This is a genomic window from Bradyrhizobium sp. Kon56, assembly GCF_055807635.1.
Genome location: NZ_JBVVOU010000071.1, coordinates 1 through 8,111 on the forward strand (window position 1 = coordinate 1; position 8,111 = coordinate 8,111).

At 57.3% G+C, this 8,111-nt stretch carries 5 protein-coding genes and 4 pseudogenes; all 9 read left to right on the forward strand.

From position 1 onward, the window contains the following. Positions 1-917: 917 nt before the first annotated feature. On the forward strand, positions 918-1,856 hold the full coding sequence (locus AC0L3B_RS37620; protein WP_473382549.1) for a D-aminoacyl-tRNA deacylase: 939 nt from the start codon (positions 918-920) through the stop codon (positions 1,854-1,856). An 85-nt stretch (positions 1,857-1,941) separates the two neighbouring features. Further along, positions 1,942-3,165, forward strand: coding sequence for a M24 family metallopeptidase (locus AC0L3B_RS37625; RefSeq protein ID WP_473382551.1), 1,224 nt, complete (start codon positions 1,942-1,944; stop codon positions 3,163-3,165). A gap of 374 nt (positions 3,166-3,539) precedes the next feature. Beyond that, positions 3,540-4,708, forward strand: a pseudogene (locus tag AC0L3B_RS37630) (M20 aminoacylase family protein). Between the two features lie 178 nt (positions 4,709-4,886). Then, positions 4,887-5,126, forward strand: a pseudogene (locus AC0L3B_RS37635) (CoA-binding protein); the annotation flags it as partial. A gap of 85 nt (positions 5,127-5,211) precedes the next feature. Then, positions 5,212-5,703: a hypothetical protein gene (locus AC0L3B_RS37640; protein ID WP_473382560.1), complete on the forward strand. Its 492-nt coding sequence runs from the start codon at positions 5,212-5,214 to the stop codon at positions 5,701-5,703. A 21-nt stretch (positions 5,704-5,724) separates the two neighbouring features. Then, positions 5,725-6,087 (forward strand): hypothetical protein, encoded by a 363-nt coding sequence (locus AC0L3B_RS37645; protein ID WP_473382553.1) that lies wholly within the window; start codon positions 5,725-5,727, stop codon positions 6,085-6,087. 89 nt (positions 6,088-6,176) lie between these two features. Next, a pseudogene (locus AC0L3B_RS37650) lies at positions 6,177-6,830 on the forward strand (acetate--CoA ligase family protein); the annotation flags it as partial. Between the two features lie 42 nt (positions 6,831-6,872). Further along, positions 6,873-7,304, forward strand: a pseudogene (locus tag AC0L3B_RS37655) (IS66 family transposase); the annotation flags it as partial. Between the two features lie 382 nt (positions 7,305-7,686). Continuing rightward, on the forward strand, positions 7,687-8,111 hold a 425-nt coding region (locus tag AC0L3B_RS37660; protein WP_473382556.1), incomplete at its 3' end, for an HpcH/HpaI aldolase/citrate lyase family protein.

Genomic DNA, 8,111 nt, shown 5'->3' on the forward strand with positions numbered 1-8,111 from the left:
AACTTCCGTCTCTGCATCACCTACTCCGGCTTCATGAAACACCTAATCTCGGTGTCCATCAAACCGGCAGCAGCTCACCTGAGAGTTTCCCTGAGGAGTTGCTCCGTCGGCGGTGATACGCCTTTGCAGGCTTATCGCGCTCTCCCGCGCACCATCATTGGACCCGATAACACTCTCAGACGTACTCACCACATGTCAAGCTGTAGTGAATCGCCGGACCTCACAAATCGGCGGTGCAAGCGACGACTCGGTGTTTTGTCGTAACAGCCCACCCAGATTAGCAGGTGGTTTGTTGCCGAGTACTATGCTGATCTCGCTTTTGATGATTGCATTTGCTGGAAGTCCCGGTGGTTCCCGGCGAGATATTGGTGGCGAGCGCAGAAATACTGCGTGACCCTCAAAAGAACGCAGAATGTTGGCGCGCCGACGCTCTAATAAATATGCGGTGGTGTAAGACCCTACAAAGCTGTGCCTGGCATGCATTTCTTTCGAAGTCGAGCCAAAATGGAGGCCTGCACGCCTGAGTCGATCGCTCTGCTCGATGAGGCGCTCTTCACCCCACTTGCCTCGATGTCTCTGGCATATGGCGGCAGGATTCGCTCTTGTTGGTCGCGCAACCAGGTTAAGTTCGCTGCTGGTTCGGCGATCCGCTGCCGCGATTTTCAATTCGCGCGATTTTCGCTCGCTGCTCCGCCAAACAGGACAGCCCATAACAGGACTCAGTTCGCGAGTGGCGCCGTTGTGGCGCTATTCGGGCTTGAGTTAATCACCTCCCGCGCGCCCGCTCTCGCCCTGCAATCTCGGAATTCGGTTCAAAGAGCACGGTGTTTTCTGAGAAAGTTGAAAAGAAGACGGCGCCAAGTTCAAGATGAGCGTCCTGCGCTCTCAATCTGCTTTGAGCTCGGCGGAGGACCTCGATGAGACGTGCCGTCTTTGTCTTCTGCGTCGATCGAGAAAAGGACCCGGTCGCGGGGCACGTTCTTGATGCTCTCAAGGCCGAATGCGCTCCTGTTCCAACGAGTTCCGAACTCGATGGGTACTGCGTACTCGAAGTCGCTGGCCTGCAGGACGCCAGTATTTCGATCGTGGCCACGCACGAGGTCGTAAGTAACCACTATGCGCGCTGCGCGCCTATGTTTAACGATCGCTTCGGTGATGCCAACGTTATTGGCATCGTGAACTGGCACGAGGGCGCCAATGCGCCAAACGCAATCTTCTCGGTTCAAACGACCGGTGATCTGGGAACGGGGACCTTCAGCGCCGTCGACCCCCGAATTACGCGGGGGCTTCTTCTAGCGATCGAAGCCGAGCGGGTCACTTCCGGTCTTGACTCCTATCGCACTTACCTGGAAGCGACTCATTGGTCGGGCGTCAAGGTTGGTGATGCTGGTACTCGTCTCGCTGACCTGCGACCGTCGGCTGTCGATGTCGAGATTGGAAGCTCGCCCGAAGATTGGGCAAATCCTCTTGCGGCTCGAGTGCTGGCGCGATCGCTGCTGCGACTTTTCGATCGCATCGAGGAACCGGTACACTCCGTGCTCTGCATCGGAGGCGTTCACTTCGAGCCGAGCTTCACGAACGCGGTGTTGCAGTCGCGCGATCGACCTCCGATCGCGGCTAGTCACGTCCTACCAAACCACTGGCTCGTGTCGGATGGCTATGACCAGGAAAGTCGTTTGCTCGACCTGAGAGCTTGCGTGCATTCGATTGTAGGCGGGATCCAAAGCATCGTGTACCACGACAAGCTGAAAGCTCCTTACAAAGGTGTTGCTCGCTCGCTCGCGAAGGAGCTCGGTGTTCCGATGCTTTCGCACATAAAACTGCGCGCGGCTCTTCCGAAGGATATTGTCGAATGAGCGCGCGAAGGCGGCCATCTGCTGTCGAACCAGCACCTAAATTGTCGGTCGTCCTGCGATTGACGTGTTTCTCTGGAGAACAGCGATGAATGGCTTGGGGAGGGGTTCGATTAGGACCATTCAGTATGATCCGTTTCCCCGGATCGAATACGAGGGCCGCGTCGAGCGCGCGCGGCGTTTGATGAAAGAGCATGCGATTGACGCGCTTCTGGCGACGTCCGAACACAATTTGCGATATTTCATTGGTGAGCCTAGCACGACCCCGCAGCAGACGACCCGGCCGCGATTTCTTCTCATTCTTTCGTCAACTGACCCCGTTGCCGTCGTCCCAGAGGGAATCGACCAGTTTTATAAAGACACGACCTGGGTAAAAAATTGCCGGAGCTGGCCTAGCCCAAATCCGAAAGATGAGGGTGTGTCAGTCCTTGCACGAGCGGTGTGTGAATTACTGCCGGAGCACGCAAGGATCGGCGTAGAGCTTGGCGCGGAGAGTAGGCTTGGCTTCCCCGCGGGAGATTTCTTGCGTGTAGCCGACGCGATCAAGCCTCGAACGTTCGTCGACGCATCGGATCCGATTTTCACGCCCCTGCGAATGATCAAGTCTCCGCTAGAGATTGACAGAATTCGAACTGTATGCAGGCTTGTTTCGGAAGCATTCGAAAATTTAGCATCAAAACTGCGTCTGGGTATGACGGAACGCGAGGCCTGTCGCCAGTTCGAATTCGAATGTTTCAGTCGCGGTGTCGAGAAGACAAGCAAGATAGTGGGTGTTTCTGGCCGGGGGGGATATACGCGTCCTTACGGTGTTCCGAGCGACAAATTTCTGTCGGATGGAGAGGTGCTGTTTATCGATGCCGGCTGCCTGTTCGACTTTTATTGGAGCGATTTCGATCGACACTTTGCTTTCGGTGCACCTGACCCGCACACCCAGGATGCCTATCAGGTCGTTTGGGATGCCACCGAAGCGGGAATCGCCGCCTCTAAACCTGGCATTCCGATCTGTGATGTCTGGAGCGCAATGTCAGCCGTACTAAATGGCTCAAATAATCGTGGTAAAGCCACGAACATTGGCCGAATGGGACACTCCATGGGCTTATGGATGCCGGAGTTACCGTCGGTCCAACCGGACGACAAGACAATACTAAAGCCAGGCATGATCATTAATATTGAACCAAGCACCTCATATCCCTCCTATTTCGATGGATCACCGAAGCTGATGCTGCATGAAGAGGTTGTGGTCGTGACCGAGACTGGCTCGCAATTGCTCACTTCTCGTGCTCCGCAAAAAATGCCGGTCATTGATAAATGAAGAGACCGAAAGCTCGGGGCAGAGGGAGGAGCATGCCGAGTTCTCGCCGTAAGTTGAAGCTCCATGACTTCCAATTGGCATGGTCGGCACGTATCCAAATCCGGCATGAGAGCGTCGGATATTAGCAATCCGGCTTAAAAATGTGTGGGACTGTTGGCTTTCACGACCTGAGTGGACAAGCTGACACGTTGCGCCCGATAGGCGCGACGTCCAGCCATAACATCTCTATTTCTTGCCTGCGCTTACTCCATTGCAAGAAGTCAGAATGCGAGCGACGGCAGCAGAAATTGCGCGGGCCCGCTTCAGGAGTGGCGCGCGGAGCCGTCGCCGCACACTAAGGCGCTGTATCGTATTGGATTACTATGTTGTCTGGCATGCATAGTGTTGAACGGTTTCGTGATTCGCAGGGTGAGGTAACGGCGTGGCGCCGCTATCTTCACGAAAATCCCGAGCTCGGCTTTCAGGTACACAACACGGCGAGGTTCGTCGCCGACAAGCTCGCCTCGTTCGGTATCAATCACATCGAAACGGGGATAGCTGAAACCGGTATCGTTGCATTGATTCAAGGGAAGGGTGGAGACGGTCCCACCGTTGGGTTGGGGGCCGACATGGATGCGCTGCCGATCCTTGAGGCCTCAAACAAGCCGTGGTCCTCGAAAGTGCCGGGTAAAATGCACGCATGCGGGCACGATGGTCATACAGCCATGTTGTTGGGCGCTGCGAAATATCTGGCCAAGACGCGCAATTTCAAATGCTGCGTCGCCTTGATTTTTCAGCCGGCAGAAGAAGTGGAACGTCCCTCCGGCGGTCTGAAAATGGTCCAGGAAGGAACAATGGACCGTTTCAGCATCTCCAAAGTCTTTGGGATGCACAACGCTCCGGGCACCGAGCTCGGCAAGTTCAGCATTTGCGATGGACCGATCATGGCCTCGCAGGACGATTGCGACATTGTCGTGAAGGGGCGAGGTGGCCATGCGGCCAAGCCACATGAAACAATCGACCCAGTCGTAGTTGCGGCACAGATCATCGTCGACTTGCAAACTCTGGTCTCGCGCAACACGAACCCAATCGAGTCTCTCGTAATCTCCGTGACCAAGTTAAATGCCGCTAAGCCTACAACATCATTGCCGATCACGTGGAAATGGCCGGCACTGTCAGAACTCATATTCCGGAGCTGCGAGACTTTGCCGAACGCCAGATCATGACAGTAACCCAAGGCATCGCACGCGGATTCGGCGCGGATATCGAGTTTAAGTACCGTCGATCGGTCCCGGTGACCTTCAACCACGCCGAGGAGACCAATCTGGCGATCAGGGCGGCACGCAGTCTGGTCGGGGCCGCTTCTGTGGACGAGAACATCAAACCACGTATGGGGGTCGAGGACTTTGCCTACATGCTCGAGGCGCGGAGGGGCGCTATGATTTTCATTGGAAACGGGCCAACTGCCGGTGTGCACAACCCGGCATATGACTTCAACCATGAAGCGTTGCCATATGGCATCGGCTATTGGGTGAATTTGGTCGAGACAGTGCTGGCCACGTGAGTACTCGTCTTGGATCCCCGAGCACGCCGGAAATCCCGCACGATATTCTTTCGGGTGCAGTCGCGTTGTCCGCTTGGAGCTTGGATCAATGCATAGACTGAAACGACTTCTGTGTCCGAAAACAATCGCCGTATTTGGAGGCTGGCAGGCGGCAACTGTTGTCGCACAATCGATCAAGATGGGTTTTACCGGCGAGATCTGGGCTGTGCATCCCAGTAAGGACGAGGTTGCCGGCTGCAAGACCTACCGCTCGGTGGCTGAACTGCCCGGTGCTCCTGACGCTGCCTGGGTTGGCGTCAACCGCCACCTCACGATTGACGTGATCAAGGCGCTGGCCGAACGCGGTGCTGCGGCGCCATCTGCTATGCTTCCGGTCCGCGAAGCCGAGGCCTATGACGAGTATGGTAATCGGTTGCACGTCGAGCTCGTCGCCGCGGCCGGCAAAATGCCGATCATCGGCCCGAACTGCTATGGCCTGATCAAACTATGCCGACGGCGCGCTCTTGTGGCCCGACCAGCATGGCGGCAACAGGCTAGGGGACGGCGGCCGTGGCGTCGCCATCATCACACAGTTGGCCATAGCTCTCAGCATGTCGATGCAGAAACGTGGCCTGCCGATCGCGTTTCTGATGACCGCGGGCAACGAGGCCCAGACCGCTCTTTCCGAAATAGCCCTTAGCCTCATCGAGGACGACCGCGTCACGGCGCTCGGCCTGCACATCGTAGGCTTCGATTCTGCGGCCGGTTTCGAAAGACTGGGGATGCGCGCGGGACTTGAAGAAGCCTATTATCGCGATGAACGTTGGTCGTTCCGATCAGGCGCGGCAGGCGACGCTGTATCATACAGCTTCGCTTGCCGGCGCCGACACCGCATCCGGCTCCTTCCTAAAGCGACTCGGCATCGCATCAATTCTATTCCCACCTTCATTGAGACTCTAAAACTTTTGCACGTCACCGGACCTCTGTCTGGTTACCGGCTGTCGTCGATGAGCTAATCAGGCGACGACGCCTCCATCATGGCCGATAGCGCTGAAGGGCATCTTGTGCATTTTCCGCGCCTGACTGACCAGCACCGCGCACATGTGAAATCAACGCTCGGGCCATTGGTCGCGGTGGCCAACCCACTCGATTATAACACGTTCACCTGGAACAACGAGACAGCGTTGACGGCTATCCTTCACGGCGATGGTGTCGGGTGGCTTCGATCTCAATATGGCCGTGGTCGACTTTCCGCGTCCGACCGGTGCCCGGATGCCGCCGCCTACTGGACGATCACACGCGCCTTCGAGGCGGCACTGAGGACTAACAAGGCGCAAGGTGCTATAGTGTCGTCGCTGCCCGAGAACCTGCCGGAAGAGTACGCGGCCAACGCCTGGTGACGCGAGGCATAGTACCGCTCTTCGGCGTTCCGGAAGCTATGGAGGCAGCTCAAGCAGCTGCGTTCATCGGTTCGGCTTGGCGTTCGCCAATGCCTGAGCCTATCGACAGCAGCTCTGCCGTCGTCCCTGGGAACGAACGAGTGACGTTGGACGAGGCTGAGGCCAAGGATCAGCTGATCAAGGCCGGTCTTCCGGTGCCAAAAGGCGAGCGGGCCAGTAGCGCGGCGGAAGCGGCATTTTCGTCCATGTCGCTCGACTTTCCCGTAGCCCTGAAGGCGCTGGGGGTCCCCCATAAATCAGAAATCGGAGCGGTGCGGCTGAATCTCAAGGACCCCGATGCGGTCAGGGAGGCGGCACATGATCTGTTGCCCCTCGGCACCGGGCTGTATGTCGAACGCATGATACGCGAGGGTATTGCTGAACTGATCGTCGGTTTCACCCGGGATCCGATGTTTGGCCATACCATGACGCTTGGCAGCGGTGGTGTGCTAGTTGAGCTTATGCGGGATAGCGTCACACTGATGCTGCCCGCAGCGCGCGACGAATATCGAGGCCGCGCTGCGCGACCTGAAATTCTACCCATTGCTGGAAGGCATCGCGGCAAGCCCAAAGCCGATCTCATGGCGGCATTTGATGTGATCGCCGCCATCGCTGGCTTCGTACAGAAGAACGCCAGCGAGATCGAGGAGCTGGACGTGAATCCGCTTATCGTCTGTGAGCCAGGCAAGGGCGCCTGGATTGCTGATGCGTTGCTTATGCTGCAAGAAAGGAACGAGCACGGCGACGTCCGGCTTGCGTTCTGCTGGGCGCATATGCGGCGCAACTTCTATGAACTCGCCACCCCTGGCCCGGCGCCGATTGCGAGCGAGGCGCTCAACCGCATTGCTGAGTTTTACGTCGTCGAGAAGGACATCCGTGGCCGCAGCGCCGAGGAGCGCCGCCTCATTCGGCAGCAGAAGAGCCGGCCGCTCGCGATACATTCGAGCAGTGGCTGCGCGCAAAGCTCAGTCTGATCAGCCAGAAGGGCAAGCTCGCCGAAGCTATCCGTTATGCCCTGTCACGCTGGGAGGGCCTGACTCGCTTCATCGACGACGGTCGCATCGAACTCGACAACAATGCCGTCGAACGCTCCATCCGTCCGATCGCGCTTAACCCGGAAAAATGCGCTGTTCGCAGGCTCCGACGGTGGTGCGGAGCACTGGGCCATCATCGCCTCATCTCAGGGGCGCGCACTCGGGGCGAGATCCGCGCATCCACGATCTGTTGATCGCAGCGAACCGGGCATTGCGGGTTCGCGCCGAGTTGCCGCGCTGCTTCTCTAGATGCTCTTCCAAGCGTGACGCCACGCCGCCCGCGCCATGCCAATCGGGACAATTGGTCGGTCGAGCGTTCGGATCATACGGCGGCTTCGGCTAGTTTACACCAGCTGCTTCCGTGGGCGTTGATCGGGACGATGTCAGCCCACAAGGAAAGGTAGGTGTGCAGGCGATCCAGAGATGTAAACACAAGGGCCGAGCTACAACGGTAGTCCGGGAGCGAGCAAAAGGCGCTGACCTTGATGCCGCATTAGAAATGTGAGTTCCGAACGAGGAAGAAGCTATGCCCCAGAAAATTCGAGATGCTCGCTGGTACCGCTCGATGCTCTTTATCCCAGGGCATAGGCACGATTGGATGCTGAAGGCGCCCAAGTATGGTGCGGATGCCTTGCTCTTCGATCTCGAGGATTCCGTTCCCATTGCGGAAAAGCCTGCTGCTCGAACTTCAGTCAAGGAAGTCATCAAAAAATTTGGTGGGAAGGCGTTTGGCCGTTTCGTGAGGCTCAATGGTTGGCGAACTGGTTGGCTGCTGGACGATCTTAACGCGATAGTGGTCGGTGGTCTCGACGGGGTTATGCTCTCCAAGACTGAAGATCCGGAAGACGTCGCCGCCTTGGATCTGGTGCTTGGTGAGTTGGAGAGATCGCGCGGTTTGCCAGTCGGCAACGTAGAGATTTGCCCGTACGCAGAAACTGCAAGTTCTATGTA

What these genes read in the sequence shown, in the direction of transcription:
- AC0L3B_RS37620 (WP_473382549.1), top strand. Translation starts at nt 918, where the DNA reads ATGAGACGTGCCGTCTTTGTCTTCTGCGTCGATCGAGAAAAGGACCCG.
- AC0L3B_RS37625 (WP_473382551.1), top strand. Translation starts at nt 1,942, where the DNA reads ATGAATGGCTTGGGGAGGGGTTCGATTAGGACCATTCAGTATGATCCG.
- AC0L3B_RS37645 (WP_473382553.1), top strand. Translation starts at nt 5,725, where the DNA reads ATGGCCGATAGCGCTGAAGGGCATCTTGTGCATTTTCCGCGCCTGACT.